22 protein-coding genes are annotated in these 25,834 nt (G+C 67.0%); 12 read left to right on the top strand and 10 right to left on the bottom strand.

Features of this window, described 5'->3' with window-relative positions:
• Positions 1–67: 67 nt before the first annotated feature.
• Both C9424_RS07080 and C9424_RS07085 read left to right on the top strand, forming a co-directional pair.
• Complete coding sequence (locus C9424_RS07080; protein WP_116766186.1) at positions 68–304, top strand: DUF2630 family protein; 237 nt, start codon at positions 68–70, stop codon at positions 302–304.
• A 33-nt stretch (positions 305–337) separates the two neighbouring features.
• Complete coding sequence (locus C9424_RS07085; protein ID WP_116766187.1) at positions 338–1,315, top strand: CapA family protein; 978 nt, start codon at positions 338–340, stop codon at positions 1,313–1,315.
• A gap of 69 nt (positions 1,316–1,384) precedes the next feature.
• Here C9424_RS07085 and C9424_RS07090 read toward each other — a convergent pair whose 3' ends face one another.
• Positions 1,385–2,482 (bottom strand): LLM class flavin-dependent oxidoreductase, encoded by a 1,098-nt coding sequence (locus tag C9424_RS07090; RefSeq protein WP_237563338.1) that lies wholly within the window; start codon positions 2,480–2,482, stop codon positions 1,385–1,387.
• Between the two features lie 170 nt (positions 2,483–2,652).
• Here C9424_RS07090 and C9424_RS07095 point away from each other — a divergent pair, with 170 nt between their 5' ends.
• The 6 genes from C9424_RS07095 (at position 2,653) to C9424_RS07115 (ending at position 10,500) form a co-directional block, all read left to right on the top strand.
• Positions 2,653–4,836 (top strand): transglycosylase domain-containing protein, encoded by a 2,184-nt coding sequence (locus C9424_RS07095; RefSeq protein WP_116766298.1) that lies wholly within the window; start codon positions 2,653–2,655, stop codon positions 4,834–4,836.
• 308 nt (positions 4,837–5,144) lie between these two features.
• Positions 5,145–6,503 (top strand): ammonium transporter, encoded by a 1,359-nt coding sequence (locus tag C9424_RS07100; protein WP_237563339.1) that lies wholly within the window; start codon positions 5,145–5,147, stop codon positions 6,501–6,503.
• Positions 6,504–6,634: 131 nt separating this feature from the next.
• The gene (locus C9424_RS07105) at positions 6,635–8,077 is read left to right on the top strand and encodes a S8 family serine peptidase (RefSeq protein ID WP_116766190.1); all 1,443 of its coding nucleotides are present in this window, start codon (positions 6,635–6,637) and stop codon (positions 8,075–8,077) included.
• Positions 8,078–8,181: 104 nt separating this feature from the next.
• Complete coding sequence (locus C9424_RS07110; protein ID WP_116766191.1) at positions 8,182–9,537, top strand: LssY C-terminal domain-containing protein; 1,356 nt, start codon at positions 8,182–8,184, stop codon at positions 9,535–9,537.
• 130 nt (positions 9,538–9,667) lie between these two features.
• A complete protein-coding gene (locus tag C9424_RS21640; RefSeq protein WP_175460527.1) occupies positions 9,668–9,811 on the top strand; it encodes a hypothetical protein in 144 nt (47 codons plus the stop codon).
• A 47-nt stretch (positions 9,812–9,858) separates the two neighbouring features.
• Positions 9,859–10,500, top strand: a complete 642-nt coding sequence (locus C9424_RS07115; protein ID WP_116766192.1) for an NADPH-dependent F420 reductase — start codon at positions 9,859–9,861, stop codon at positions 10,498–10,500.
• A gap of 122 nt (positions 10,501–10,622) precedes the next feature.
• Here C9424_RS07115 and C9424_RS07120 read toward each other — a convergent pair whose 3' ends face one another.
• Genes C9424_RS07120 through C9424_RS07150 form a run of 7 tightly spaced genes read right to left on the bottom strand, consistent with a single transcriptional unit; the run spans position 10,623 to position 17,884 of the window.
• Positions 10,623–11,741: a Gfo/Idh/MocA family protein gene (locus C9424_RS07120; RefSeq protein ID WP_442862018.1), complete on the bottom strand. Its 1,119-nt coding sequence runs from the start codon at positions 11,739–11,741 to the stop codon at positions 10,623–10,625.
• Positions 11,742–11,773: 32 nt separating this feature from the next.
• Positions 11,774–12,475, bottom strand: coding sequence for a ThuA domain-containing protein (locus tag C9424_RS07125; protein ID WP_091253076.1), 702 nt, complete (start codon positions 12,473–12,475; stop codon positions 11,774–11,776).
• A gap of 34 nt (positions 12,476–12,509) precedes the next feature.
• The gene (locus tag C9424_RS07130; RefSeq protein WP_116766194.1) at positions 12,510–13,514 is read right to left on the bottom strand and encodes a sugar phosphate isomerase/epimerase family protein; all 1,005 of its coding nucleotides are present in this window, start codon (positions 13,512–13,514) and stop codon (positions 12,510–12,512) included.
• An 11-nt stretch (positions 13,515–13,525) separates the two neighbouring features.
• Positions 13,526–14,743, bottom strand: coding sequence for a Gfo/Idh/MocA family protein (locus C9424_RS07135; RefSeq protein WP_116766195.1), 1,218 nt, complete (start codon positions 14,741–14,743; stop codon positions 13,526–13,528).
• 12 nt (positions 14,744–14,755) lie between these two features.
• Entirely contained in the window at positions 14,756–15,658 is a 903-nt protein-coding gene (locus C9424_RS07140) for a carbohydrate ABC transporter permease (protein ID WP_116766196.1), read from the bottom strand.
• Positions 15,658–16,560, bottom strand: a complete 903-nt coding sequence (locus C9424_RS07145; RefSeq protein WP_116766197.1) for a carbohydrate ABC transporter permease — start codon at positions 16,558–16,560, stop codon at positions 15,658–15,660. Before C9424_RS07145 ends, C9424_RS07140 begins: the two co-directional genes overlap by 1 nt.
• 4 nt (positions 16,561–16,564) lie before the next feature.
• Positions 16,565–17,884 (bottom strand): extracellular solute-binding protein, encoded by a 1,320-nt coding sequence (locus C9424_RS07150; protein ID WP_116766299.1) that lies wholly within the window; start codon positions 17,882–17,884, stop codon positions 16,565–16,567.
• A gap of 286 nt (positions 17,885–18,170) precedes the next feature.
• Here C9424_RS07150 and C9424_RS07155 point away from each other — a divergent pair, with 286 nt between their 5' ends.
• Complete coding sequence (locus tag C9424_RS07155) at positions 18,171–19,241, top strand: LacI family DNA-binding transcriptional regulator (protein WP_442862019.1); 1,071 nt, start codon at positions 18,171–18,173, stop codon at positions 19,239–19,241.
• A 13-nt stretch (positions 19,242–19,254) separates the two neighbouring features.
• Here C9424_RS07155 and C9424_RS07160 read toward each other — a convergent pair whose 3' ends face one another.
• Together C9424_RS07160 and xylA are read right to left on the bottom strand one after the other, a co-directional pair.
• The gene (locus C9424_RS07160) at positions 19,255–20,781 is read right to left on the bottom strand and encodes a xylulokinase (protein ID WP_116766198.1); all 1,527 of its coding nucleotides are present in this window, start codon (positions 20,779–20,781) and stop codon (positions 19,255–19,257) included.
• A gap of 19 nt (positions 20,782–20,800) precedes the next feature.
• Entirely contained in the window at positions 20,801–21,991 is a 1,191-nt protein-coding gene (xylA, locus tag C9424_RS07165; RefSeq protein ID WP_116766199.1) for a xylose isomerase, read from the bottom strand.
• 249 nt (positions 21,992–22,240) lie between these two features.
• On the opposite strand from xylA, the gene C9424_RS07170 reads away from it, so the two are divergent.
• The 3 genes from C9424_RS07170 (at position 22,241) to C9424_RS07180 (ending at position 25,756) form a co-directional block, all read left to right on the top strand.
• Positions 22,241–23,500: an FAD-binding protein gene (locus C9424_RS07170; protein WP_161958208.1), complete on the top strand. Its 1,260-nt coding sequence runs from the start codon at positions 22,241–22,243 to the stop codon at positions 23,498–23,500.
• An 82-nt stretch (positions 23,501–23,582) separates the two neighbouring features.
• Positions 23,583–24,779, top strand: coding sequence for an ROK family protein (locus C9424_RS07175; protein WP_237563342.1), 1,197 nt, complete (start codon positions 23,583–23,585; stop codon positions 24,777–24,779).
• Between the two features lie 17 nt (positions 24,780–24,796).
• Positions 24,797–25,756: an aldose 1-epimerase family protein gene (locus C9424_RS07180; RefSeq protein WP_237563343.1), complete on the top strand. Its 960-nt coding sequence runs from the start codon at positions 24,797–24,799 to the stop codon at positions 25,754–25,756.
• Positions 25,757–25,834 lie beyond the last annotated feature (78 nt).

Below are 25,834 nucleotides of genomic sequence, written 5' to 3' on the forward strand. Positions count from 1 at the left end.
GAAAGGGATCTGGCCAGGGACCGCGGAGGTCCCGGGGCCCGCCGCCGTCGGACGAGAAGAGGACACTGTGGACAACCAAGACATCCTGGAACGGATCAAGGCACTGGTGGAGGAAGAACACAGCCTCCGCGAAGACGCAGCACCGCCCGGGGCTCCGGACGTCCTCCGGCTGCAGCAGCTGGAGGAACAGCTTGACCAGTGCTGGGACCTGCTGCGCCAGCGGCGGGCAAAAAAGGACTACGGCGAGAACCCGGACGAGGCGGAGGTGCGGCCGGCCAGCGAGGTCGAGGGCTACCAAAGCTAGCCTTCGGGGCATGAGCTGACGGGCCGGATAGCCATGCAGATCGCGCTGCTGGGAGACGTCATGCTGGGCCGGCTGGTCAACCGCCACCTGGCCACGGCCAATCCTGCCTATCCCTGGGGTGACACGCTGGAGCTCCTCCGGGAGGCCGACGTCCGCGTCGCCAACCTCGAATGCGTCCTGGCGTCCGGCGGCGAGCCGGAGCCCGGGAAAATCTTCCACTTCCGCTCCGACCTGAAAAACGTGGACAGCCTGCGCGCCGCCGGGATCGACGTCGTCTCCCTCGCCAACAACCACGTCTTGGATTTCGGCGCGGACGCGTTCCGGGAAATGCTCCCGGCGCTTGACGGCGCCGGAATCCTGCACGCCGGGGCCGGCCCGGACCTGGACGCAGCCCGGCGCCCGGCCGTGCGGCGGGTGGGCGGCACCGCCGTCGGCTTCATCGCCTTCACGGACAACCAGCCCGATTGGGAGGCGGGTCCCTCGGTTCCCGGGGTCTACTACGTTCCCGTGGACGACGCCGGCGAGCGCGGAGCCGCGCTCCTGGACCTGGTCCAGCGGACCAAGGCCCGCGTCCAGCTCCTCATCGTGTCGGCCCACTGGGGAGGCAATTGGGGCTCGGACGCCCCGGCGCGGCATCAGGACCTCGCGCGCGACCTCATAGATGCCGGCGCCGACGTCGTGTTCGGCCACTCTCCGCATGTCTTCCGGGGCGTGGGGATCCACCGGAACCGTCCGATCATCTTCAGCGCCGGGGATTTCGTTGACGACTACGCCGTGGACCCCGTCGAGCGCAATGATCAGTCGTTCCTCTTCGTACTCGGCACCGAAGGCAGCGACCCGCACATGCTGCGGCTTTATCCCACTGTCATCGCCGGATTTCAGGCCCGCCGGGCACGCGGGTCTGCGGCCGGTATTGCCGCCCGGATGCAGCGGCTGAGCCAGCATCTGGGCACGCGAAGCACCTGGAACGCGTCCGCCCGCTGCCTTGAAATCCCGCTGGATCAGCACTGACACAGCGCCGCCGCATAGTCGGCAGACGACGGCAGACGACGGCGGGGTCCCTCCGCCGTCTGCCGCCCGTCAGGCCAGCGTTTCGCCGGGTCGGCTGCCCGCCAGGCCGGCGGAGACCTCCCGGTTGACGGCTGGCATGATCTCCGTGGCGAGCAGTTCAATGGACCGGGCCGTCTCGGCGAACGGGAGGCCGCCCAGCCCGATCTGGGCCAGGTACCGGGTGTTTCCCAGCGTCTGGTGGATCTCCAGAAGCTTCTCGGTGACCTGTTGCGGACTCCCCACCAGGAGTCCGCCGCCCGGCTCGGTCCACGCATCGAAAGTCGAGCGGGGGAAATGGTCTACGGGGCGTGGCATGTTTTGTTCGAAGTAGGCCCGGTAATAGGGGTAGAACGTGTCGCGCGCCTGCTGTGACGTCGGAGCCGTATAGAAGTGGCCGCCGGCCCCCACCGGCAGGGCGCCGGCGTCGTGCCCGGCGGCGGCAGCACTCTCGCGGTACAGCTCAACAAGGTGGCGGAAGCGGGCCGGCCCGGACAGCAGCGCGATGAACAAGGGCAGCCCCAGGCGTCCCGCCCGGGAAAAGCTCGCCGGGGTGCCGCCGACGCCTACCCAGACAGGCAGCTTCTGCTGCATCGGGCGCGGGGCGATGTCCATACCCGGGATGCTCTGCGTCAGTGTTCCGGACCACTGCACTGTGGTGTTGTCCCGGGCGTTGTCCCGCAGTTCCAGCAGCAGGCGCAGCTTCTCGTCGAACAGGGCGTCGTAGTCCTCGAGCTTGTGGCCGAAGAGCGGATAGGACTCTACGAACGCGCCACGGCCTGCAATGATCTCGGCCCGGCCGTCCGAGATCAGGTCCAGGGTGGCGAACTGTTCAAAGAGCCGCACCGGGTCTTGGGTCGAGAGCACGGTGACGGCCGTGCCCAGCCGGAGATGCGATGTTTCCCGGGCAATCGCGGCCAGCACGATTTCCGGGGCCGAAAGGGCGAAGTCGCGTCGGTGGTGCTCCCCCAGCCCCAGGAAGGCGAGGCCCGCCTGATCGGCCAGCTTGGCGAGTTCGATGATCTCCTTCAGCCGCTGCTGCGGGGACAGCGCGGTGCCGGTGCGGGTGTTTCGGGAAAGCTCGCCAAAAGTGAAGATACCAAAGTCCATATTCATTGAACGTTCAATCAATTCATTTCATTCCGGCTCCCCCGCTGCCCTGCAGCGTTGCCGGCGCCGCCCGGCAACCACGCCGGCACAGGCGCCGTCGAACTCTTCAGGTACGCCCCCTTATGCTCTGGCTGAAGGTCCTCATCCGGCGTATTCTGGGCAAAAATCTTGAGCCTGATAGCTGGACCAGAATGGCGCCGAAGAACCGATTACTCGTCCGTTTGGCCTCAACCATGGGCTGGCTCGCCGGCTTCCTGGCGGTGAGCGCACTCTGCGGAGTCCTGGCTGCCGGCCTGGTGATTCCCGGCGTTGCCGCAGCAGGAGCCTCCGTCAGCGGTTCGATCTCGTTCTTCAACAGCCTCCCTTCCGACTTCGCGGTTGAAACGCCGTCGCTCTCCACCAAGGTGCTGACCTCGGACGGGCGCCCCATCGCCACGTTCTACACGGAGAACCGGGTGAAGGTCCCACTCGATCAAATGTCCCCGTTCATCAGGGACGCCATCGTCTCCATCGAGGACAACCGCTTCTACGAGCACTCCGGGGTGGACCTCCGCGGGATCATGCGGGCGCTGGCACACAACCTGACCAGCAACGACGGCCGGCAGGGTGCGTCCACCCTGACCCAGCAGTATGTCTCCAACGTGCTCAATGAAGCGAAGTTGTCCCAGGACAACGGCGATGCGATGTTCCTGAGCGCACAGAAGGACCTGGGCGACAAGCTGCGGGAAATGAAGCTCGCCGTGGAGCTGGAGAAGAGATACACCAAGGACCAGATCCTGGAGGGCTATCTCAACATCGTCTTCTTCAACCGGGACGCCTACGGCATTGAAGCGGCGGCACGGCACTTTTACAGCACCTCGGCCAAGGACCTGACGCTGCCGCAGGCCGCGCTGCTCGCGGGGCTGGTCAACAGCCCCAGCTACTACGATCCCGTTGCGCATCCGGAGGCCTCCCTCGGGCGGCGCAACCAGGTGCTCGACAGCATGCTGCGCCTGGGAAAGATCACCCCCGCGGAGCACGACGCCGCCGCCGCCACCGGCGTGGGACTGTCCGTCACCCCCGGGAAGCAGGGCTGTGCGGCCGCGGACATGGCCCCATACTTCTGCGACTATATTTCGCATCTGATCCTCAACAATCCGGCCTACGGCGTGGACGCCGCCAGCCGGCAGGCCAAGCTCTACCGGGGCGGCCTGACCATCACGACTACACTGGACAGCCGGCTGCAGGCGGCCGCACAGACGCAAGTGGACGCGACCGCCGGGGCCAATCCGGACAAATGGGGCGCTTCGCTGGTCTCCATCCAGCCCGGCACCGGCAAGATCCTGGCCATGGCCCAAAATACGGTGTTCCTTCCCGAGGACGGGAAGTTCGATACCCAGTTGAACTTCAACGTCGATGCAAGGGACGCCAACGGCAACGACCTCAACGGCGCCGGCGGTTTCCAGCCGGGTTCCACGATGAAGCCGTTCACCTTCGCCGAGTGGCTCAATGAGGGCAAGTCCCCCACCGCGGTCGTGGACGCGTCCCGGAGGTCATACCCGGTGGGTTTCCGATGGAGGGACAGCTGCGGCAGGGTTCTCGGCGGCTACAGCACGCCGCAGAGGATCGCCGGGCTCGGCGCGGATGACGACCTCCAGAACAACGATCCCGGCTACTACCGCCCCATGCCCATCAACTACGGGCTATACAACTCCATCAACACAGCGACCTTCGCCGCCGCCGCCCAGTTGGACTTCTGCGGAATCCAGAAGATGGTCAACGCGGCGGGACTTCACAGCGGCCTGGACAACGCTCCGATCAACATGCACCAACTGGGCAACCTGCTCGGCGCCATCGGCGTTTCACCCCTCAACCTGATCACCGGATTCGCCACGTTCGCCAACGACGGCAGATACTGCGCGCCGATCGCCATCCTGGAGGTGAGGGATGCCGCCGGAAAGACGCTCCCGGCCCAGACGAGCGACTGCCGGAACACCATCAAGCCCGAGGTCGCCCGGGGTGTCAACGCCGTGCTGCAGGACGTGCTGAAACGCGGCTCCGGCGTATACATCAATCCCAAGGTCCAGAGCCGGTTCCCCGTGGCGGCCAAAACCGGCACGTCCAACACCAACGGCTCAACCTGGGTTGTCGGCTACACCACCGGACTCGCCACCGCGTCCTACTTCGGCGACACGCTGGAAGGCCAGAAGCGGCCGGGCCGGAACATCACCATCAACGGCAAGTTCTACAAGGCAATCGACGGCTACATGCTGGCCGGTCCGCAGTGGGCGAACTACATGATGGACGCGGCCGGGCTCTACCCGGCTGCCGTTTTCCCTGCCCCGCCTGACTCCAAGCCCAAGCCGCCCAGCGCGTCTCCCAGGCCCTCCCGCTGAGGTCCGGCGCCGCCAAAAATCCGCCGCGGACGGCATCTCACAGCCCGCAGCCACAGGATGTCCCCACAGCCCCGCCGTTCCGCCCCGCCGGCGCCGGCGGAACAGACAGCAGCGACCGGGGCAAGAGGCCGCGTTTACATTCCTGAAACATGGCGGTCACGCGATCTTCACGCCACCGCCATTCCTGTAACCTGCCCGCAACTTTTCGCCCGATTGCCCGAAACATGCCTCCGCGAGGATTAAATCCGGATCGGGGGGCCGGCGGCAACGTGTCCCGGTACGACAGACTTACGAGGAGGGACCCGCCGGTGGAACTCACTGCTGGAAGCGTCTGGATGATTGTGTCGGCAGCGCTCGTTCTGCTGATGACCCCGGCATTGGGCCTCTTCTACGGCGGCATGACCCGGGCCAAGGCCTCGCTCAACATGATGATGATGAGCTTCATTTCCATCGGGATCGTCGGCGTCGTCTGGGTCCTCTGGGGTTACTCGATGAGCACCGGTAAAGGCGTCCTCGGTGTGTTCGGCAACCCGTTCGCCAACTTCGGCCTGAGCAACATCATCGGTTCGCCGGACTTGATCAAGGCCGGATACAGCGCCACCTTCGCCATCATCACCGTGGCCCTCATCAGCGGCGCCATCGCGGACCGCACCAAGTTCACCTCCTGGGCGCTCTTCGTTCCCATCTGGATCACCCTCGTCTACTGCCCGCTGGCCTTCATGGTCTGGGGCGGCGGCCTCATGAGTGCCGGCGGTGCCGTCAGCGCCGTCTTCGGCCAGGTCATCGACTTCGCCGGCGGCACTGTGGTGGAAATCGCGTCCGGAACCGCGGCACTGGTGCTGGTCCTAATCCTGGGCAACCGGCACGGCTTCGGCAAGGACCCCGGCCACCGCCCCCATAACATCCCCTTCATCATGCTGGGCGCTGGCATCCTCTGGTTCGGCTGGTTCGGCTTCAACGCCGGCGCTGCCACCACCGTGCAGCAGGCCGGGCTGATCTGGGTGAACACCCTGGCGGCCCCCGCCGCGGCCATGATCAGCTGGCTGGTCACGGAAAAGATCCGGCATGGCCACCCCACTTCCCTGGGCTCCGCATCCGGCGCCGTCGCCGGCCTGGTGGCCATCACGCCGTCGTGCGCCAACATCAGCCCGCTCGCCGCGCTCGGCCTGGGCTTCGTCGCCGGTGCAGCCTGCGCGGTGTTCGTGGACCTGAAGGTCAAGTTCGGCTTCGATGACTCGCTCGACGTCGTCGGCGTGCACCTCGGCGGCGGCCTCATCGGCACCCTCGCGCTGGGCTTCATCGCCCTCCCTGTGAACGGCGCGGGCGGCGGCCTGTTCTACGGCGGCGGCCTGCACCAGGTGATCGCTCAGATCGTGGCGGTCCTCATCACAGTGGCGGTGTCCGGACTCGGGACCGCGGTAATCGGCCTCGCCATCCACAAAACGCTTGGATTCCGGGTCAGCCACGAGGACGAACTCGCCGGAGTCGACCGGTCCGAGCACGCCGAGACCGCCTACGCCTTTGCCGAACTCGGTTTCAGCCGGTTCAACCCGTTCGGCCACCATGTCCGTGCCGCCCACGCTGTGCACGCCGCGACGGCCGCCCACGCCACCGCCCGCACGACGGAAGATCGGCTGGCCCCTGTGAAGGAAGACAGCCTCGTCTGAGGCGGCCGCTGCTAGTGCGCCGGACGGCGGCACAAGTTTTTCCAAAGGTCCCTGTGTCTCGCAGGGTCCGAGGCCTAAGATGTTGGGCGGGGGGCACTCGAATTAGCGAACTCGCTTAATGGGAGGCCACGATGTTCAGCCAAGCCGGCCGCAAGGCACCAAAATCGAAGCTAACATCGGTGGCGCGCGTCCCGCGCAAACACCGGCGGGGTCCCCTTCCCAGACCGGACACACTCAGGTTCCGGCGCGCCCTCGCCGCTATTGCCGCCTTTGCGCTGGTCACCGCCGGCGGTCTGGCGGCGGCAGTCCCGGCCGCAGCCGAGACCGGGCAAAACTACATTGTGGTGCTCAAGGACGGCGTCGTGGACGCCGGAGCCGCGGCGACCGCCCAGCAAAGCGCCTACGGATTTACGGCGTCAAAGGTCTATCGCAGCGCCGTGAACGGCTACTCGGCCACCATGACGGCGTCCCAGGCGCAACGGGTTCAGGCTGATCCAAGCGTCGACTTCGTCACGATGGGCCGAACGTTCCACAAGCCGAGCGATCCGGCGTCCGCGGGCACCCAGCAGACCCCGTTTTGGCGGCAGCGGATCGCCGGGACGGACTCCGATGTCCGGAAGGCCCTCGACAAAGGGCCGGACCGGATCAATGTCAACGTCGCCGTGATCGACAGCGGCATCGATGCCACCCACCCGGACCTGAACGTCAAAGGCGGCGTTGACTGCCAGTCCGGCTCGCCCATGGACGTGACCCCCGTTGACGTTTTGGGTCACGGGACGTTTGTCGCAGGTGTGATCGGCGCCCGGAACAACCGCTTCGGCGTCGTGGGAACCGCGCCGGGCACCCCGCTGTGGTCCGTCCGGGTGGTTGACGACGCCGGCCTGATCTCCGAGGAAAGCCTGATTTGCGCGATTGACTGGGTGACCTCGACGCACAAGGACGACGACCCGAGCAATGACATCGCCGTGGCCAACATCAGCATCGCCGGCGGCGGCGCCGACACGCCCAACTGCGGGAAGGGCACGGACCCGATGCATTACGCCATCTGCCGCTCGGTCCGGGCCGGCGTCACCTACGCTGTCGCGGCCGGGAACGCCGGGGAGGACTTCGCCAACACCGTGCCGGCCACCTATGACCAGGTGCTGACCGCCACGGCCATGGGCGACTTCGACGGAAAGGCCGGCGGCTTGGCCGCTCCTGACTGCGGCGCAGTGGACTTTGCCAAGTACGGGCAAAAAGATGACCAGCCGGCGTTCTTCTCCAACTTCGCCACCACGAGCGATGACAAGGCCCACACCGTCGCCGCCCCCGGAGTGTGCATCCTCTCCACTGCCCCGGGGGGTTACGCCGTGAACCATGGCACCAGCTTCGCCAGCCCGGCTGTGGCCGGGTCCGTGGCCCTGTGCATCAGCCAGAAGGAGTGCACCGGCTCAGGCAAAGACGTCATGGAGCAGTATCTGCACCTCACGGCGTCGTACACGAAGCGCCACCACGACTACGGCTTCGGCGGCGATCCCGTCCACCCGATCAGCGGGAAGTACTTCGGCTACCTGACCGAGACGGTGAGCTTCTGACAATCCGGCTGTGAGACTGGGCCGAGGCCGGCTGCCGCGGGGCGGCCGGCCTCAGCCCGGAAACCGGCGCCCGCAGACGACGCCTGCACGCCGGTGCGCGTAATATGGCGGCCATGACCAAGGAAGCGGTTGAGGTCACAGCCCCCGCCGGCACGGTGCCGTACTCGCGGCTGGACACCATGTTCTTCGTGGTCGGCGGCGTCTCGGCCGTCTGGCTGACTTCCCTGCTGGTGCAACTGAGCTTCCAATGGGGCTGGGCGCAGGTCTGGTTCCTCTTCATCTTCTGGGGCCTGCTCGCCTATCTGGTGCTCCCCCGGCTCCACCGCATCCTGACCCGCTTGTATGTTCCCGATTACTTCATCGGCCGGGCGCGCACCAGCGACGGGCTGCTGGGCGACCCCGTGAATGTGGCTTTGCTGGGATCGGAACCGCAGGTGCATCGGGTGATGCAGACCGCAGGCTGGACCCTGGCCGACGACGTGACGCTGGCCAGCAGCCGTCGCATCGTCACCTCCACGCTCCTGCGCCGCAGCTACCTCGAAGCCCCGGTGAGTCCCCTGTTCCTGTTCGGCCGCCAGCAGGATTTTGCCTATCAGCAGGAAGTCGACGGCACCCCGGGCAAGCGCCACCACGTCCGCTTCTGGCGGTGTCCACCCGGCTGGCTGCTCCCCGGCGGGCTGGCCGTCGACTGGCTGGCCGCCGGAACGTATGACCGCAGCGTCGGGCTCTCCCTGTTTACCCTGCAGATCACCCACAAGATCGACGAGCACACCGACGTCGAACGCGACCACGTTATCGCAGCGATCACCGGGGCCGACCCGGGGGCCGAGGTCCGCGTGATCCGCGACTTTTCGACCGGGTACCATGCCCGCAACGGCGGAGGCGACACCATCATTACCGACGGCGATCTCCCGATCGTTGATCTGCGGAACACTGCCGGGGCGCCGGCCGAATCCGGCGGATCCGCCACCGACAGCCGGAACAAGCGCCCGGCGCCCACGATCGTCGGTGCTGTCTTGGTCGGGGCCCGCGCAGCCGCAGCCGTCCTGCTGGCCCTCTCCCTGGTGCTCTTCCGGGACGCGCACGTGAGTTCGCTGCTGCAGCCCGGAGCCGGGCCGGGGGTCACGGAGGCCCAGGCCGAGGTGGCCGTCACCATCGCGACGGTGATGGTCCTGCTCTTTGCCTTGGTCGAGGTCCTGCTGGCCTGGTTCGTGTTCCTCGGACAGAACTGGGCCCGGACCGTGGCCATGGCCCTTAGCACGGCGGCCATTGGCCTGCAGGCGTTCGACGTTTTCCACGGCGGTCCGGACATCACCCTGCAGTCCAATCTTCCCGGCCTGGCCCTGGACATTCTGCTGCTCCTGGCGCTGTCCAGCAGGCGGTCCCGGGACTATGCCCTGCGCCCGCGCAAGGAACCAAAAAGGTATTCCAGTCGTGCCGGCGGCCGGACAGGGAACTGAACGGGCCGTCGTCGAACATTGCCGAACATGCCGGCCGGGATGGATCTTGACATCCCGGAAAGCCCGGGCGCTAGATAAAAGTAGCCGGCAGCGGGCCGTTCACCACAGGATTCGCAGCAGAGGAGCGGACATGACCAAGGATGCACAAGCGACGGAGCGCGTCCACAGCGAGAGCCCCGCCGAGGGTGACGCAACAGCCGCACCCTTTGTCGACCGTGCCCATTCCCAGGACGCGGCAGAAGGGCCGGACATCGACGAGGAACCGGGCGCCTAGCCGGTATCCGGCGAAATATCTTCGCCCGCGTTGGTGTTGGGCCGGACATGACAACTATCGGAATCATCGGTGCAGGACACATTGGCAGCCAGCTCGCCCGCAAAGCAGTTGAGCTCGGCTACGACGTCGTGATCAGCAACTCGCGCGGGCCCGAAATCCTCGCGGACCTTGCGGCGGAACTGGGACCGAAGGCCCGGGCCGCAACCCCGGCCGAGGCGGCAGCGGCCGGCGACTTCGCGATCGTCACCGTGCCGCTAAAGGCGATCCCGGACGTGCCCGTGGAACCGCTGGCGGGCAAGATAGTCCTCGACACCAATAACTACTACTGGGAACGCGACGGTCACTTCCCCGCCCTGGATGCCGGCGAGGCCACCACCTCCAGCCTGCTGCAGGAGCATCTGCCGCACTCCAAGGTCGCTAAGGCCTTCAACCACATCCTGTTCTCCCAGATCACCACGGACGGCACCCCGGCCGGCACGCCCGACCGCCGGGCGCTGGCCACGGCAAGCGACTACCCGGACGCTGCCGAACTCGTGGCCAGGCTCTATGACGAGTTCGGCTTCGACACCGTCAACATCGGCCCGCTCGCCGAAAGCTGGCGCGTGGAACGGGACCGCCCGGCCTACGTGGCCCGGCAGAACGCCGCCGAGCTCACCGATAACCTGGCCAGGGCGCCGCGCACCATCTGACCTCCCCGGCGCGGCGCGCGAATTCGCCGGAAACCTGCGAGTTCGCCGGAACTTTCCGGCGAACGGGCAGCTTTCCGGCGAATTCGGCCGGGCACGGCGGGGAGAGAGCGGCTGGGCGGGCTCTAGGGGGCAGCCGCCAGGGCTGCCGCGGCGAGCGTGGCGAGCCCGACCGGTGCGGGGCGCGCGACCGTGCTGCCGATCCGGACCGGTGCACCCGTGTGCGCGGACGCCAGGACGGACTCCATCACCTCCAGAGCGTGGAAAGCCAAGGCACCTCCCGCCCGGGGCTCCTGGCCGGGCGGGGTGCGGATGAGGTCTGCGATGCCGAAGCCCCGCCCCGAGTCCATGTAGCCGGCGGAGACGGGCAGGGTCTCCCAGTGGTCCGCACCGAGGGCGAAGAGCTGCACGTCGCCGTCGAAGTGGTTGGGATCCGGAACCACCAGGGAACCGCGCTCGCCGTGGACCTCAATGTTGGGGCTCTTGGTCTTCACGGCGTCGAAGCTCATCACCAGTGTGGACAGGGCCCCCGAGGCGTGGACCAGGACGCCGGTGACGTGGGTGTCGATCGCTACCGGCACCGTCTGGCCTTCGCGCGGGCCCGAGCCGATGGTCCGCTCGTCGCGGGTGTGGCTGGCTGCGCCGATCACCGAGACCACCGGCCCCAGCAAAGTCACGAGGGCTGAGACGTAGTACGGTCCCATGTCCAGGAGCGGTCCCCCGCCGGGCTGGTAGTAGAAGTCCGGGTTCGGGTGCCAGCGCTCGTGACCGGGGGTGACCATGGTGGCCGTCGCGGAGATGGGCTTGCCGATGAGCCCGTCGTCGATCGCCTTCCGGGCGGTCTGGATCCCGGTGCCGAGCACGGTGTCAGGGGCGCAGCCGACCACGACGCCGGCTGTCCGCGCGGCGTCCAGCACTTGCCGGGCCTCCGCCGTCGTTGCCGCGAGCGGCTTCTCACCGTAGACGGACTTGTCGGCGGCAATCGCGCGCAGGGCGACCTCGGCGTGGGCGGCGGGGATGGTCAGGTTCAGGACAAGTTCGACGTCGTCGTCCGCCAGGAGCGCATCAACGCTGAGCGCCCGGACGCCGTCGTACGAGTCGGCCACGGCCTGCGCCCGCGCGGGGTCCAGGTCCGCGACGGCGACGAGATTGATGTCCTCAAGTCGGCGGAAGTTCGCCAGATACTGGGCGATGATGGCTCCGCAGCCGATGATTCCAACGTTTATTGGCTGGTCTGTGTCAATTGGCTGGTCTGTGTCAATTGGCTGGTTTGGGTCTAACGGCTTGCCCACAGCAGGCCCCTTTCGATGATGGTGCGGACGTTGCTGTCCTGGAGGATTTCGACGCGGTGTCCCGGGGTGCAGACGAAGATCCTGCCCTGTCCCCATTGCCGCGTCCAGATGGCCGGCGACGTGACTTCCCGGTGCCACGGGTCCCATTCCCGGACTTTCTGGGTGGTGGTGGCCAGGACGTCGATGTAGTCATCGGCGAGGACCCAGTACTGTTCGGTGACGAGGTCGAAGTCGCCGACGCCTGCCGTGATCGGATGGTCCGCGGCCGCCGGGAGCATATTGACCGTATACGGGACGTAGTTGTCGGGCTGCCCGCCGGTCCGCTCATCCGGGTGCTTGCCCGGGTGGCAGGCAAACTGGCCGCCGATCAGGTGCAGGTAGTCCGAGGTGTCACGATAGGAATCCGCGATGCCGCCGTGCCAGCCGGCCAGACCCGTGCCGTTTTCGACAGCGGCACGCAGGCCCTCGAACTCGTCCTTCTCGATGGTGGACATGGTCACGCACTGCAGGATGAGGTCGACGCCGGCCATGTAGTCGGCGTCGGCATAGATCTTGGGCGATTCCTCCACCCGGACCTCGTAGCCGTTGGCTTTCAGGTACGGGATGAATTCCTCCGTCGCGGCAACGGGCTGGTGCCCGTCCCAGCCGCCGCGCACCACGAGGGCGGTTTTGTGGTCGTTTGTCATGGGGTTCCTCTGTTGTTGGTGTGTCGTGGCCGGCTCAGCGGGCGGCGAAGGCCGCATCGAACGCGGCCGCGGGCGGTGTGATCGTGGCGAGGTCCTTGACCAGTTCGAGGGCCTGCGGCGCGCCGACCAGGCGGTCCATGCCGGCGTCCTCCCACTCGATGCTGGTGGGACCCTGATAGCCGATGGCGTTCAGTGTCCGGAATATCGGCTCCCAATTGACGTCGCCATGACCGGCGGTGACGAAATCCCATCCGCGGCGCGGGTCGGCCCACGGAAGATGGGAACCGAGCCGGCCGTTGCGGCCGTTGAGCTGTCGGACAGATTCCTTCACGTGAACGTGGAAGATCTTCTCGGCGAAGTCCTGAAGGAACATCACCGGGTCCAGGTCCTGCCCTAGGAAGTGCGAGGGGTCGAAATTCAGGCCGAAGTTCTCCCGGTGCCCGATGGCCTCGAGGGTGCGCCTGGCGGTCCAGTAGTCGTAGGCGATTTCGGACGGGTGGACCTCAAGGGCGAAGCGGACCCCTTCCTCGTCGAAGACGTCGAGGATTGGATTCCAGCGGTCGGCGAAGTCCTGGTACCCGCGTTCAATCATGGCCGCCGACGCCGGCGGGAACATGGCGACGCATTTCCAGATCGAGGACCCGGTGAAGCCGGTGACGGTCTTCACGCCAAGCCTGGCGGCCGCTCGAGCCGTGGTCTTCATGGCCTCGGCGGCGCGGGTGCGGACCCCTTCGGGGTCGCCGTCGCCCCACACCGGGGCGGGAAGAATGCCCTCGTGGCGTTCATCGATCGGGTCGTCGCAGACGGCCTGACCGGTGAGGTGGTTGGCGATCGCATGGACTGTGAGGCGGTGCTTGTCCAGGATGTCGAGCCGGTTCTGGAGGTAGGCGTCGTCCTCGACGATGAGCTGCGGGTCCAGGTGGTCGCCCCAGCAGGCGATCTCCAGGCCGTCGAAGCCCCACTCGCCGGCGAGCCGCGCCACTTCTTCGAAGGGCAGGTCGGCCCACTGGCCGGTGAAGAGCGTGATGGGTCGTGTCATGGCGTTTCCTCTCAGACGTTGTGCCAGTGGCTGTTGGCGCCGGCGCTGGCTTCGACGGCGGCGAGGACTTTTTGGACTTGGAGGGCGTCAGCGAAGGACGGTGCGGGGTGCCGGTTGCCGGCGATGGCGTGGATGAGGTCGACCACCTGGTGGGTGAAGAGGTGCTCGTAGCCCAGGCCGTGGCCGGTGGGCCACCAGTTCCCGGTGTAGGGGTGTTCGGGTTCGGTGACGAGGATCTTACGGAAGCCCGCGTCCGGGCCGTCGGCCGCGTCGTAGAAGGTCAGGGCGTTCATGTCCTCGAAGTCGAAGGCCAGCGAGCCCAGGGTGCCGTTGAGTTCGATGCGCATCGCGTTTTTCCGGCCGAGGGCGAAGCGGGTGGCTTCGAACACGCCGATCGGCCCGGTTCCGGTTCCGTTGTTGGAGGCGGTGCCGTCGCCGTCGCCGGCGAAGCGGGCGGTGAAGATGGCGGCGTCGTCGACGGTCACGGGCCCGCGGACGGTGTCGGCACCGGTGGCGCCGTGCCCGCCCAGGCCCACGAGGTCCCCGGCGATGGGGCGTTCGGTGACAAAGGTCTGCAGCAGGGCCGAGACCCCGGTGATGCTTTGTCCGGTGATCCACTGGGCGGTGTCGATGCTGTGGGCTCCGATGTCCCCGAGGGAGCCGGAGCCGGACTTGGCCTTGTCCAGCCGCCAGGTCAGGGGAGCATCGGCGTCGGAGAGCCAGTCCTGCAGGTACTGCGCCCGGACGTGCCGGATCCGGCCCAGCCGGCCCTCCTGCACCATCCGCCGGGCCAGGGCCAGGGCCGGGGTGCGGCGGTAGCTGAAGCCGCACATCGAGTACACGCCCCGGGCGGCCGCGACGTCGGCCGCCTTGGCCATCCGTTCGGCTTCCGCGACGGAGTTCGCCAGCGGCTTCTCGCACAGGACATGCTTGCCGGCTTCGAGCGCGGCGATCGCGATCTCGGCATGGGTGTTGCCCGGGGTGCAGATGTCGATCAGGTCGATGTCGTCCCGTTCGATCAGCGCCCGCCAGTCCGTCTCGGCGGACGCCCAGCCCATCTTGTCCGCGGCGGCACGCACCCCGGAGGGGTTCCGGCCCGCGATCGCGGTCAGTTCGGGGCGCAGGGGCAGGTCGAAGAACCGCGGCGCGCTCCGCCAGGCCTGGGAATGCGCGGCCCCCATGAACGCGTAGCCCACCATCCCCACACGCAGGGGTTTCAGTTCAGTCACAACAAGTCCTCTCTATTTGCTGAAGCCTGCGGTGAGGCCGCTGAGCAGCTGGCGCCGGGCCATGACGTAGACCACCAGCAGCGGCAGCGTGGCGAGGACGACGGCGGCCAGCACGGCCGGGATGTTGACGCTGAACTCGCCCTGGAACGTCCACAGCGACAGCGGCAGCACCCGGGTGTCCGGGCTCTGCGTCAGGATCAGCGGGAACAGGAAGCCGTTCCACACCCCGAGCGCGTTGTAGATGCCGACCGTCACCACGGCGGGCCGGGTCATCGGCAGCGCCAGGCGCCACATCATGGCCCAGTCCGAGCAGCCGTCCAGCCGCATGGATTCGAAGAGCTCGTTGGGGACGTCCCGCATGAAGTTGGACAGGATCAGCACTGAGATCGGGATGGCGAAGGCGACCGAAGGCAGGATCAGGGCCAGCAGGGTGTCGTACAGATGGGCACGGGTGATCATCCAGTAGATGGGGATGATCGTGGCGTGCAGCGGGATGGCCAGGCCCAGCAGGAAGAGGTTGTTTGTCCAGCCCAGGAACCTGCTTTTGCCGCGGACGATCGCGTAAGCAGCCATGAACGAGACCAGGAGGGCCGGCACGACGCTGCCCACTGTGACGATGAGGCTGTTGGCAAAGTATCTGGCGAAGTCGTTCTCCAGGACCAGCTTGTAGTTGTCCATGGTGGGTTCGGCGGGCGGCATCATCGGGTTGGATGTGAAGAAGCCTGCCTGGTTCTTCAGGCTCGTCACCACCACGTAGTAGACGGGGACGATGATGATGGCCAGCCAGAGCCAGCCGCCGAGGCCGCCAAGGACGTTCGGGCCGAACCGTCCGGATGCCTTGGTCCGCGGACGGGGGCGGGCGGCGGGGCGGACGGGTGTTGGGGACGGGACGGGAATCTGAGTCAGGGAAGCCATCAGGCACCTTCCAATTGGCTTGCATTGCGGTTCTTTCCGCCCAGTCTCTGCAGCAGCAGGGCGAGTGCCACGCCGATCACCACGAGGATGACCCCGAGGGCACTGGCAGCGCCCATGTCATTGGCTTTGAACCCGGTGAGGTACATGTGCAGCGGGAGCAGCCGTGTGGCGTAGCCGGGGCCGCCGCCGGTGAGGACGAAGACGAGGTCAAAGTACGCGAGCGAGCCGACGACCATGAGCGTGGAGGACGTGATGATGGTGTACTTCAACTGGGGCAGGGTGATGTTGAAGAACTGCTGGATCCGTCCGGCACCGTCGATTTGCGCCGCCTCGTACAGTGACCCGGGGATCTGGCGCACGCCGCCCTGGTAGATGAGCGTGTGGAACGGGACAAACTGCCAGGCGATCACGAAGACCACGACGAACAGCACCAGGTCCGAATCGCCGAGCCAGTCCTGGGCCAGGAACGGCAGGCCGAGCCCGGCGCCCAGCCCGAAGTTGGGGTCCAGGAGGGCTTTGAACGCGATGGCCACCGCGGCCGAGGACAGCAGCAGCGGCACGAAGTAGAGGACGGCCAGGGCGGCGCGGTATTTCTGGCCCCCGGCGGTGAAGACGCCCAGCAGAAGACTGATTGGCGCCTGGACGATGAACGAGAAGAACATGATCTTCGCCGTCACCAGCAGTGCGTTCCCGGTGACGGGGTCGGTCAGGACGGTGGTCCAGCTGGACAGACCGTCCAGCTTGATCTCGCCCAGGCCGTCCCAAGAGGTGAAGCTCAGGAACAGGACGCCGATCAGCGGAATGATGGCGAACAGCAGGAAGAAGGCAAGGGCCGGTGCGGCCAGCCACCCCGACGGGCCCTGCTGGAGGGCCCGCCGGGAGGAACCGGATGTGGTGGACACTGGATTACTTTCCGATCGTCGCGTTCATCGTGGCGGCGAACTGCTCCGGGGTGATCTTCTTAAGGAAGATCTGGTCGAGGTTGGCCAGCATGGCGTCCCCCTGGGCCGGGCTGAGTGCCTGGTCCCAGGAGAGGGTGAAATTCGGAGCGTTCTTGGCCATGCCATACACGTAGGTCAGGAAGTCCTTGTCCGGGGACGCGGCGAGCTTGCTTTCGATGCCCTTGACCACCGGCACGGCTCCGGAGTCGATGAGGCCCTGAATGTTGCTGTCCGAGAACATCCCGCTCTTCACGTACTCAAGGGCGGCTTTCTTCTGGCCGTCGGTGGCCTTCGAGGAGACGGACCAGAAGTTCGAGGGGTTGCCCACGACATTGGCCGGATCTCCCTTGCCGCCGGAGACCGCCGGGAAAGTGGTGTAGCCGAGCTTGCCGCTCTTGACGAAGTCGGCGGCGTCCTTCTTCATGCTCTGGTAGATCCAGCCGCCTTGCAGGATCATGGCCGACTTGCCGGTGTAGAGCAGTGCTTGGTCGGCGTTGCTGTCCGCCGCGATGGATGAGAACCCGTTGACGAAGCCGCCGGCGTCGACGAGCTGCTGGATTTTGGTCAGTGCCTCGGTGACCGCGGGGTCGGACCACGCGTTGGGCTTGTTGGCAGCGATGTTGGCGAAGACCTCCGGGCCGCCGATGCGTTCCACGAGGTATTCGAGCCACATCAGGTCCGGCCACCGGGACTGGCCGCCGAGCGAAAACGGGGCAATGCCCGCGGCCTTGAACTTCGGCACCAGCGCCATGAGCTCGTCCCAGGTCTTGGGAGCCTCGGCACCCACCTTGGCGAAGACGTCCTTGTTGAAGTACAGCACCACAGGCTGCACGTTGTTGTTCGGCAGGGCGTAGGTTTTGCCGTCGATGACGCCGTTCTTGAGAACCGCCGGAAGGTAGCGGTCCTGAACGTCGGGGTTGTCCTTGAGGAACCCGGAGAGATCATCCACCTGCCCGGCATCCACGTAGGATTTCAGCACGCCGCCGCCCCAGCCGTAGATGAAGGTCGGGCCCTGGCCGGCGCCGACGGCGGTGCGCACCTTTGTCTTGTAGGCGTCGTTCGCGAAGAAATCCAGTTTGATGGACGAATCCGGGTGGGCGGAGTTCCAGTCCGTGACGGACTTCTGCAGCACTGGCTGGTTGCCGCCTGTCAGCCCCCACATGGTGGCCGAGTCCGCTCCGGCGGCAGTGCCTGCCGGGCCGCTGGAGCCGCAGGCGGCCAGACTGATCGAGATTGCGGCGGCGGAGACGGCCATCGCGGCACTGCGAAACGTACGATTTTTCATCTGGGATTCCATTCGTCTTCCGGGGTCTGCGCTGATGGCCCGGGTGTGAGTGGCGGCAGCCCAACCCTCCGCGAAGAAGGCTGCACTGCCGCTGCTGATCGGGTAAAGCAAAATTTCGAAAAGTTTCGTAAAAGTCTGCGACTTGTGAAACTAAACTAATGGTGACTGCAATCACAGTCAAGGGCGGATTCGGAAACTTCAGGTATTTCAAGCCGCGACGACTTGACGCAATGGACAAACCGGGCGAAACTTCTTCGTATCGAAATATTTCGAAAGTACAGGAGCCATCGTGTCAATAGTCCAGGGTCCCGGCAGGCCAACCCTTGCCGCCGTCGCCCGGGAGGCCGGCGTCTCCTCACCCACGGTCTCCAAGGTCATCAACGGGCGGGAGGACGTTGCCGAGAGTACCCGCACCAGGGTCCTGGCGGCGCTTGAACAGCTGGGCTACCAGTCCACGCACCAGCGCAAACATGCCGAGGGCCAGACCGGGATCGTGGAAGTGGTTTTCGACTCGCTGTACTCCGCCTACTCCGTCGAGGTCCTGAACGGAGTGCTGGAGCAGGCCGCGTCCATTGACATCCAGGTCCTGATCGACGTGACCGGGCACCCGGCGGCCATGACGCTCAGTCCGGAGCGGCGGGCCCAGCGCATCCTGGATGAAGGCCGGCTCGGTCTGATTGTGGTGACGTCCGGCTTCAGTACGGCCCAGCTGAGCGCCTTCCGCCGGCGGCACATCCCGGTGGTGGTGATCGATCCGCTCAACCCGCCGCCGTCGGAGGTTGTCAGCGTGGGGGCCACCAACTGGGCGGGCGGAAAGGAAGCCACGGAGCACCTGCTCGGCCTCGGCCACCGGCGGATCGCCTACGTTGGCGGACCGGAATCGGCCGAATGCAACCAGGCCCGCCTCCATGGCTACATGGCGGCACTCATGGCCGCAGGAGTGCAGGTCCGGCCCGACTACGTCATGCTGGACAAATTCCGCCCCGAACACGGAATCCGCTCGCTCAAGGCGCTCATGGCCCTCCCAGAGCCCCCGACCGCCATCTTCGCGGGGAGCGACAGCATTGGCCTCGGCGTCCTGGCCGAAGCCCGGCGGCACGGGCTGCGGATCCCCGAAGACCTGAGCGTGGTGGGCTTCGACGGTACGTACCAGGCGGAACAGTCCATCCCCGCCCTGACCACCGTGACGCAGCCGCTGCAGGAGATGGGCCGCGCCGCACTGCGCGCCGTCCTCCGGCTGGCCAACAACGAGGAGCTCGACTCGCGGCGGGTCGAACTCGCAACCCACCTTGTGGTCCGGGAATCGACAGCCCCTCCCGCCGCCGGGATCCCGACGCCGGACGCGCCGCGGCCGTAGCCGCCGCGGCGGCTCAGTCGCCGGGGTCAATGTGGCGGCTCGCCCTCAGGTAGTTCTGCTGGATTTCCGGGTGGAAGTCCGGGGCCGGAGCAGCGTCCACCGCAACGGGCCATGCCGGGCGGTTGCCGCAGTGCGTCCAGGCTGCCTGCACGGCCGCCCCCCGGGCCACGTACTCCCCCGGGCTCGGGACCACGACCGGCAGGTCGAAGACCTGGGCCGCGATGGCCTGCACCGCGGGGTTTTGCACGGCACCGCCGATCAGGAGCAGGCGGGTTGCCGGGCTGCCCTGGGCGCGGAGGGAATCCAGGCCGCCGGACAGCCCGCAGAGCATGCCTTCGATGGCGGCCCGGGCAAGGTTGCTCCGGGTGCTGGAGGCAATGCTGAGCCCATGGAAGCTGGCCTTGGCGTGCGGCAGGTTGGGCGTGCGCTCGCCTTCGAAGTACGGCACCAGCACCACGCCGCCAGCGCCGGGCTCGGCCTCAAGGGCAAGGCGCGACAATTCATCGAAGTCCACACCCAGGATGCCAGCCACGGAGCTGAGCACCCGCGCGGCATTCAGTGTGACGGCGATGGGCAGGTATTCGCCGCTGGCGTCCGCGAAGCCTGCCACCGTGCCGCTGGGGTCGGCAACGGCCTGCGACGCCACGGAGAACACCGTGCCGCTGGTGCCCACGGACACCACCACGTCCCCGACTTTGGCACCCAGGCCCAGTGCGGCGGCCGCGTTGTCCCCGGCACCGGCACCCAACAGGATCCGGGGCCCTGACGCTAATGTGCCGGATCCAGCAGCGCCGGGCAGCTCAGCCGGGGATCCGAAGCAAACGGGGTGGATCTCCCCGGCAGCCTCGCCGGGACTCAGAACGCGGGGCAGAATCACGGTCCCGGAGTCCCCCGGCCCGGCATTCCCGGTAGCTTCCCGGGCATCCCGGCCGAAGGCCAGCTTGAACAGCTCGAGATCGTAGTCGCCGGAAGAGGGGCTCCAATAGCCCGTTCCGCTGGCATCCGAGCGGTCCGTCGTGAGCTGGTCCAGGTCCGGGCCCAGCGGGCTGGATGCTGCCGGGCCGTAGCCGCGGAGCCGCCAGGTCAGCCAGTCATGAGGCAGCGCAACGGCCGCCACCCGATCCGCCAGGTCCGGTTCGTGGTCCCGGACCCAGCGGATCTTCGTGATGGTGAAGGAGGCCACCGGGACCAGGCCGGTCCTGCGGGCAAAGTCGTCCGCCCCCACTTCGTCGGTGAGTGCGGCCGCGGCGGCGGCGGAACGGGTGTCATTCCACAGCAACGCCGGCCGCACCACATTGCCGGCGTGATCCAGCAGCACCATGCCGTGCTGCTGGCCCCCCACCGACAGCGCGCTGACGTCCGCCAGCCCGCCGGCGTCGTCGAACGCTTCGGACAAAGCCTGCCACCAGTGGTCCGGGTGGACTTCCGTTCCGTCCGGGTGGCCGGCCCGGCCCCCGCGGACCAGCTTTCCGGTTTCCGCGTCCAGGACCACCACCTTGCAGCTTTGGGTGGAGGAGTCGACGCCGGCAACAAGGGTCATGGGAGCAGCCGTCACGGTATTAGCGGGCGCCGAGCAGGTGCTCGATGAAGAGCTGCTGCAGCTTGACGAAGCCGAAGCCCTTGCCGCCGAAGTAGGCGTCGGCGTCGAAGTCCTCGTAGGAAGCGCGGTCCGCGCGGAGCTGCTCGTAGCCTTCGCCCGGGTTGAGCGTGGGTTCGTTGATCTCGGCAACGCGGGAGGCCTGCAGTGCGGCCTGGACCTCGGGGTCGGCGCGGAAGGCCTTGGCGCGTTCCTTGAGCAGCAGGTAAGTCTGCATGTTGGCGGCGGCGGAGTCCCACACGCCGTCGATGTCCTCGGTGCGGCTGGGCTTGTAGTCGAAGTGGCGCGGGCCGTCGTAGGCGGGGCCGCCGTCGGGGCCGCCGTTTTCGAGCAGGTCCACCAGGGAGAACGCGTTCTGCAGGTCGCCGTGGCCGAACACCAGGTCCTGGTCGAACTTGATGCTGCGCTGGCCGTTGAGGTCGATGTGGAAGAGCTTGCCCTGGTAGAGCGCCTGGGCGATGCCGTGGGTGAAGTTCAGGCCGGCCATCTGCTCGTGCCCGGTTTCGGGGTTGATGCCCACGAGTTCGGGGCGCTCGAGCGTTTCGATAAAGGCCAGGGCGTGGCCCAGCGTGGGCAGGAGGATGTCGCCGCGGGGTTCATTCGGCTTGGGTTCGATGGCGAAGCGGATGTTGTAGCCCTTGTCCGTGACGTAGTCGCCGAGCAGGTTCACGGCTTCGCGGTAGCGTTCCAGTGCGCCGCGGATGTCCTTGGCGGCGTCGTATTCACTGCCTTCGCGGCCGCCCCACATGACGAAGGTTTCGGCACCGAGCTCAGCAGCGAGGTCAATGTTGTCCAGGACCTTGCGCAGGGCGAAGCGCCGGACGCCGCGGTCGTTGCTCGTGAACCCGCCGTCCTTGAAGACGGGGTGGCTAAAGAGGTTGGTGGTGACCATCGGGACGATCATCCCGGTGGCCTTCAGCGCGCCGGTCAGCCGGTCGATTTCGCGCTGGCGGTCAGCGGCCGAGCAGCCGAAGGGAAAGAGGTCGTTGTCGTGGAAGGTGATGCCGTAGGCGCCGAGGTCGCTGAGCCTGTTGACGGCTTCGACCGTGTCCAGCGGCGGGCGGGTGGCGGAGCCGAACTGGTCCTGGGCCTCCCAGCCGACCGTCCAGAGGCCGAAGGAAAACTTGTCTTCACGGGTGGGCTGAATCGCCATTGAATGCTCCAGAGGTGTGTGCGGTTACTGAGAAGGGGTGGTTCAAACGAAATTGTTCTAGAGACAAACATATTATGGATTTTAGTGATGTCAACCACTTGACCGAAGCATGGCCGCCGTACTTGTGCCGCACTCTGGCGGATTACCCGTAGGGCTGTTATGTTGTGAAAAACAGCAAATAAGTGCCAGGCGAGACAGGAACCAGGGCAGCGAGGCCCCCGAGTGAAGGATTCAACCGTGATTGATCAGATGGTGACCGAACGCAACTGGGCGGGGAACTACGGCTACCAGGCACCGCGGATCGCCCGTCCGGCGAGCATGGCGGAACTGCAGGATCTGGTGGCCGGCACCGGGAAGGTCCGCGCGCTGGGGTCCCGCCATTCCTTCAACGACATTGCGGACACGGCCGGGACACTGGTGGTGCTGGACCGGCTCGACGCCGGCATCAGCGTCGATCCGCAGAACATGACCGTCACCGTCAGCGGCGGCACGCGCTACGGGACGCTCGCGGCGGAGCTCCATCGCCAGGGCTTTGCCCTTCACAACCTCGCCTCGCTGCCGCACATATCGGTGGCGGGCGCCGTCGCCACCGCCACGCATGGCTCCGGGGACGGCAACGGCAATCTCGCCACCGCCGTTGCGGAGCTTGAGCTGGTCACCGCCGACGGCACAGTCGTCACGGCCCGGCGCGGCGACCCGGACTTTGACGGCATGGTGGTGGGCCTGGGGGCACTGGGCGTCGTCAGCCGCCTGACCCTGGATATCGAACCGAGCTTCGAGATTGCCCAGAGTGTCTTTGAGGGCCTTGACTGGGAACAAGTCCTGGGCAGCTTCGACGACGTGACGTCAGCGGCCTACAGCGTGAGCCTGTTCACCGACTGGAGCGGGCCCACGGTGGGCCAGGCCTGGCTCAAGAACCGCACGGACCACACGGCGTTGCCCGCCGGACTGCAGGAATTCTTCGCCGGCACGCCGGCCACGCAGGCCCGGCACCCGCTGCCCGGCGTGTCCGGCAGCAACTGCACGCAGCAACTCGGCGTTCCCGGGCCATGGTCGGACAGGCTCGCGCACTTCCGGATGGAATTCACTCCGAGCAAGGGTGACGAGCTCCAAAGCGAGTACCTGATCCCGCGGGAGCACGCCGTCGACGCCCTCCGCACGATGCGGAGCCTCTCGGACATCGTCACTCCCCTGCTCCTGGTCGGGGAAATCCGCACGATCGCGGCCGACCAGCTGTGGCTCAGCCCCAACTACGGCCGAGACGGGATCGGCCTGCACTTCACCTGGCGCCAGGACGAGCCCGCGGTCACGGCAATCCTGCCCCTTCTTGAAGCGGAGCTGGCCCCGTTCGGCGCCCGCCCCCACTGGGGCAAACTGTTCCATGGCGACGCCGCCGCCATCGCCCCGCTGTATCCCCGCTTTGCCGACTTCACCGCGCTGGCCGGCCGGCTGGATCCGGCCGGAAAATTCCGCAACGCCTTCCTGGACCGCACGGTGTTCGGCCGCTGATAGTGTCACGATGATGCCTCCACGTACCCATCCCTCGGCCCCGGCGGGCGAGTCGGATCCGTCGCGCCGAAACAATTTGTCGTTGCTGACCTCCCTCGTCCATCACCACGGCGTCCTCAGCCGCGCCCAGCTGACCCGGCACACGGGGCTGAACCGCTCCACGGTCGGGACACTGATCGGACAGCTCACCTCGCTGGGGCTGGTCTATGAAACGGCGCCCGCCGGCGAGGGGCAGGTGGGCCGGCCGAGTCCCGAGGTCCACCCCAGCCCGTCGATTGCGGCGCTGGCCGTCAATCCGGAAGTCGACGCAGTGACCATCGGCTTGGTCAGCCTCGGAGGGAAGGTCCAGAAGAAGATCCGCTTCGAAACGGAACGGATTCCGAGCGCCCGGGAGGCGGTGAATATCGCAGCGGCCGTCATCGCCGGGATGCGGTCCGAGCTCGATGCCTCCTACCGGATTACCGGCATTGGCATGGCCGTGCCGGGCCTGGTTAATCGCGACGACGGCGTCGTGCGGCACGCGCCGCACCTGGGCTGGCGCAATGAGCCGGTCGCCCGGATGCTGAGCGAGGCCACCGGCTACCGTTGCCAGGCCGCCAACGACGCTTCCCTGGGCGCCGAAGCCGAGCTGATTTTCGGCGCCGGCGCCGGTGTTGGTACCGGTGTTGGTGCCGGTGTTGGTGCCCGGCCGGGCAATCTGATTTACCTCAACGGTGGTGCCAGCGGCATCGGCGGCGGGATCATCGCGGACGGGCAACTGCTCCGGGGGGCCTCCGGCTATGCCGGGGAACTCGGCCACACCTTTGTCCGCTCGGGCGGCACCACCTGCCACTGCGGTGCCGCGGGCTGCCTGGAAACCGAGGTCTCCCAAGGCCGCCTCCTCGAACTGGCCGGCTTGAGCAGCGGCGACACCGCCGACCTCGAAAAAGCCCTCGGGAACAGCAACAGCGCCGGGCTCAGCGACGAAGTCGCACGCCAGCTGACCTATCTGGGCATAGCCCTGCGCAACGCTGTGAACATTTTCAACCCCGACGCAATCGTCCTTGACGGCTTCCTGGGAACCCTGCACGCGCTCGCCCCGGGGTCGCTGCAGGCAATGCTGCTGTCCCAGGCAATGGACGGCCCCGCCGGACAGGCAAAAATCTACCGCGCAGCCCTCGGCTCTGATCTGATGATGATCGGAGCCGCGGAACTGGCCTTCACCCCATTCCTGGCAGATCCCGCCGGCCTCGGCACAACCGCCGGCACCGTGCCCTCACCCACGTCACAGACAGGCTGACCGTGCAGAATCAGGCAGTGCAGAACCAGCCGGGGCCGCACCAGACACGTTCACCGATGGGCGCGCACTTCGAGCTGCAGGCCACGCTGGGAGGCCGCAGCCAAAAAGCCGTCGTGACGGAAATCGCCGCCAGCCTGCGTGCCCTGGAAATCGACGGCGTCGCCCTTGTGCAGGACTATCCCGCCCAGTCCGCTCCGCCGTCGTGCGCCGGCTGGGTCCTGGTGCCGTGGCCCAACCGGGTGGCCGACGGCAAGTGGACCTACGACGGCGTCCCGCAGCAACTGGAGATCACGGAACCGGGCAACGGCAACGCCCTGCACGGCCTGCTGTCCGGCGCCGCGTACAGGGTCGCGCACCGGACGCCGGACAGCATCACGCTTACCGCCGACGTCGCGGCCGAACAGGGCTACCCCTTTGAACTCTCGACGGCGGTCTGCTACCGCCTCACCGACAACGGACTCCTTGTCACCCACAGCCTGGCCAATACCGGCAGCCGGGCCGCCCCGGTCGCCGTCGGGGCACATCCCTTCCTCCGGCTGGGTGCCGTGCCGACCGAGGACCTGACGCTCGTCATCAATGCCGACACCCACATCGAAGTCGACCACCGGCTAAATCCGACCGGCGCCACCACGGCTGTCCACGGAACCCGCCACGACTTCCGGGCGGGGCAATTAGTGGGCGCCGTCGCCCTCGACGATGCGTGGGGCAACGTCCGCAGAGAACCCGACGGCAGCTCGCTGCACTATCTGGAGGCCCCCGACGGCAGCCAGGTGCAATTGTTCATGGATGCGTCCTTCGGCTACATCCAGGCATTCACCACCCGCGTCTTCCCCGGCGCAGACGGCCCGGTCACTGCGGTGGCGGTGGAACCGATGACGGCTCCGGCCGACGCCTTCAACAGCGGTGAGGGGTTGCGCTGGCTGGCCCCCGGCGAGACCTGGGACCTCAGCTGGGGTATCCGCTACCGGCAGCCCTGATCCAGGGAGCCGATGTCCGCTACGCTCCCGGCTCCGATGCGCGAATTCGCCGGAAGCCTGCGGGTTCGCCGGAACTTT

Source organism: Arthrobacter sp. H-02-3 (genome assembly GCF_003097355.1).
Lineage (GTDB): Bacteria > Actinomycetota > Actinomycetes > Actinomycetales > Micrococcaceae > Arthrobacter > Arthrobacter humicola.

Coding starts and splice junctions, on each gene's coding strand:
- C9424_RS07085 (WP_116766187.1), top strand. CDS start 338: ATGCAGATCGCGCTGCTGGGAGACGTCATGCTGGGCCGGCTGGTCAAC.
- C9424_RS07095 (WP_116766298.1), top strand. CDS start 2,653: ATGGCGCCGAAGAACCGATTACTCGTCCGTTTGGCCTCAACCATGGGC.
- C9424_RS07105 (WP_116766190.1), top strand. CDS start 6,635: ATGTTCAGCCAAGCCGGCCGCAAGGCACCAAAATCGAAGCTAACATCG.
- C9424_RS07110 (WP_116766191.1), top strand. CDS start 8,182: ATGGCGGCCATGACCAAGGAAGCGGTTGAGGTCACAGCCCCCGCCGGC.
- C9424_RS21640 (WP_175460527.1), top strand. CDS start 9,668: ATGACCAAGGATGCACAAGCGACGGAGCGCGTCCACAGCGAGAGCCCC.
- C9424_RS07115 (WP_116766192.1), top strand. CDS start 9,859: ATGACAACTATCGGAATCATCGGTGCAGGACACATTGGCAGCCAGCTC.
- C9424_RS07125 (WP_091253076.1), bottom strand. CDS start 12,475: ATGACAAACGACCACAAAACCGCCCTCGTGGTGCGCGGCGGCTGGGAC.
- C9424_RS07130 (WP_116766194.1), bottom strand. CDS start 13,514: ATGACACGACCCATCACGCTCTTCACCGGCCAGTGGGCCGACCTGCCC.
- C9424_RS07140 (WP_116766196.1), bottom strand. CDS start 15,658: ATGGCTTCCCTGACTCAGATTCCCGTCCCGTCCCCAACACCCGTCCGC.
- C9424_RS07150 (WP_116766299.1), bottom strand. CDS start 17,884: ATGAAAAATCGTACGTTTCGCAGTGCCGCGATGGCCGTCTCCGCCGCC.
- C9424_RS07160 (WP_116766198.1), bottom strand. CDS start 20,781: ATGACCCTTGTTGCCGGCGTCGACTCCTCCACCCAAAGCTGCAAGGTG.
- xylA (WP_116766199.1), bottom strand. CDS start 21,991: ATGGCGATTCAGCCCACCCGTGAAGACAAGTTTTCCTTCGGCCTCTGG.
- C9424_RS07170 (WP_161958208.1), top strand. CDS start 22,241: ATGGTGACCGAACGCAACTGGGCGGGGAACTACGGCTACCAGGCACCG.